The organism is Lamprobacter sp. (assembly GCF_034860625.1).
GTDB lineage: Bacteria > Pseudomonadota > Gammaproteobacteria > Chromatiales > Chromatiaceae > Lamprobacter.
In genome coordinates this window covers 1-2,449 of record NZ_JAYESN010000355.1, presented here as the reverse complement: position 1 = coordinate 2,449, position 2,449 = coordinate 1, and the positions used below count along the sequence as shown (strand labels likewise).

The 2,449-nt window shown below is 62.6% G+C and carries 2 protein-coding genes; both read right to left on the bottom strand.

Annotated elements, in window-relative coordinates; translation table 11 throughout:
- Positions 1 to 5 precede the first annotated feature (5 nt).
- Positions 6 to 2,066, bottom strand: a complete 2,061-nt coding sequence (locus VBE63_RS27430; protein ID WP_323686165.1) for a recombinase family protein — start codon at positions 2,064 to 2,066, stop codon at positions 6 to 8.
- Between the two features lie 24 nt (positions 2,067 to 2,090).
- A partial coding sequence (locus VBE63_RS27425) for a hypothetical protein (protein WP_323686164.1) occupies positions 2,091 to 2,449 on the bottom strand: 359 nt, incomplete at its 5' end.

The window sequence follows — 2,449 nt, the reverse complement described above, 5'->3', positions numbered from 1 at the left end:
TTCGATTAGGCATCTTGATGCTCCTGTGAAAAACGCACGCTGTTGAGCTGACCCTCACGCAGTTGGTTCAATTGCTCCAGCGTTCTTGGGTTATCGGGAAAGAGATAGAGTCCAGTGCTCGAGTCTGGCGTCAGCTCGATCGTGCCATTGTGCAGACGATCATAGAGCCAGTGACGCGGCACATCGAGCCGCTCAGCCAATTGCGACACCGTCAGAAAACCTGCGACGCGCCGCGGATGGGACTGATGACGGGTCTGCAGACAACCATGACGCAGACGGATCGTCTGCACGGTACTGGGCAAGACCCGCCGGCCCATCGGTGAGCGAAAGCCTTCCTGCGTCAGCATCTTGGCGATGTCCTCATCGCCAAGGCCCTCGGCAAATAGGCTCAAGAGCCGCTCGGTCATGGCGGCGCCCTGCGTATACGCAGCCAGCGACCCCACGGGCAGCGCCACGTCGAAGGGACTGACCTGCTCACCTTTCCAGACCAGGCGCAGATGCGCCTGATCGGACGCGCTGCGCTGCAGCACCACCTTATCGATCAGACAACGCAGAAAGGCCTTTTGCTGCTCCCGTGCGAGTTGGTCCCAGATCGTTGGCAACTGCTGCCCGAGGGCGCTGAAAGCCGCTGTGAGTGACGCGTCCAAGGTGTCGCTTGGGGCCTCACTGGCGACCTCCTGTGCCTGTTGCGCCTCCGCATCGCGCAGATCACGCAGCGCCTCCTCCCAGCGCTGTTCAAGCTCAGCGGCCACCAGGCGATTGTCCGGATCGACCTTCAGGAACTGCCGCTCGGCGAGTGCCACGGCATAGCGCAAGCGCTGCAGCTGCTGCTGTTGGGCCTCTCGCAATGCCTGCTGGGCGCGAGCGCGCGCGGCCATCGCCGCGGTATAGGCATCGAGTTCGATCGGTGTCAGCGCCGCAAAGAAGGCAGGGATGACCGTCGCATCGATGGGATCAGCCGGGATGTATTGACAGACCGGCGTGCGGAACTGCTGTCGCAGATGATTGCACAGGTAGTGGGCGCCACCCTGGTACTGGATCACCATCTTGTGGCCGCATTCCCCGCAGTAAACCAAGCCCTGCAGCAACGCCTTGCCGGGGCGCGGGATGCCGCGGGTCTTATTGCGGTCATACTCCGCATCGTTGTCCTGCAACATGGCCTGAATCGTCTCGAAGGTGTCCCACGAAAGAGAGCTGGGATACGTGTCTTTCACGCAGATCCTCCAGTCGCTCATCGGCACGCGACGTTGCCGACAGCCGCGTGGGCCGGGACCGTCACGCTCGGTGCGCGTGCGTCCGTAGACGAAGGCCCCCGCATAGGCCGGGTTGTGCAGGATGGCAATGATCGCCGCCACACTTGGCGTGCGCCAGGTGACCTCGCCAAAACGATCGCGCCGTGGCACCATCAGGCCTTGATCACGGAAGACCCGCACCACCTGGGCGGCCGAGCGTTGTGCCAGGAACGTCTCGAAGACCAGGGCGATGCGCGCTTGGACCTCGCGGTTGGGGTCCTTGACCACCGTGCCATGGGGCTCGCGCACCAGCCCCACCGGCAAGCGCAAGGCCAGCTCGCCGCGCGCGGCCTTGTTGAGCAACCCCGCCGTCAAGCGCATGCGGATGGTGTGCAGCTCCAGCTCGGAGATCTGCCCCTTGAGTCCCAGCAGCAAACGCCCGTTGGGCGTACCCGGATCATAGATCCCGTCGCGATCACCAATCAGACAGTGCTTATACCCGCAGAGATCCAGCAAGGGATACCAGTCCGAACAGTTGCGCGAGAGCCGCGTTACATCGATTGAGAGGATGAGGCCGACTTGTTCAAGTGTCACCAAACTCAGCAACTCCTTGAACCCGGCACGATGCTCGGCGCTGGCACCTGTCAGCCCCAGATCGACATCGATGAGCTGCACATCCGTCTCATGCCAGCCCAACTCCAGGGCGCGGGTGCGCAGGGCGTATTGCAAGCGCAGGCTCTCCTGGTTGCTCAACACCTGATGGGGACTCGATTGGCGAATGTAGACCACGGCCCGCCGCGCCAGATGGCTCGCGGTGATCAGTTCGTGCGACATGGAGGACCTCCTGAGCCACGGCGGTCAAGTCGGCGAGGATGTGCTGTTGGCACTCGGTACTGAGGCCGTGCCAGAGGGCGTTGGGAGCGATGGGCATACACCGAACCGTTGGGCAAGTGTGACCAACTCAGTCACCGCCGATACGGTCAGCTTCGCCGGAGGCCGGCGCTCAGACAGCACAAGGTCGGTGGCCACCAAGGGGAGACGGAGAAAGACCCCTTCTTGATAGACCACTAACACGGAGGTTTGTCCGCCGATCGGAGCTAAGCGGCGTAACAGCGCGAATCGGCGTCCAAACAGCGGATGAGTAGGATCGGTGACCTCGATGTCGGCAAGCACATCAGCGCTTGGGTTGTTGAAGGGGGTATCGAGGTGATGGATCG

Excerpts from the sequence above, each read along its gene's own strand:
- VBE63_RS27430 (WP_323686165.1), bottom strand. The coding sequence starts at position 2,066 with ATGTCGCACGAACTGATCACCGCGAGCCATCTGGCGCGGCGGGCCGTG.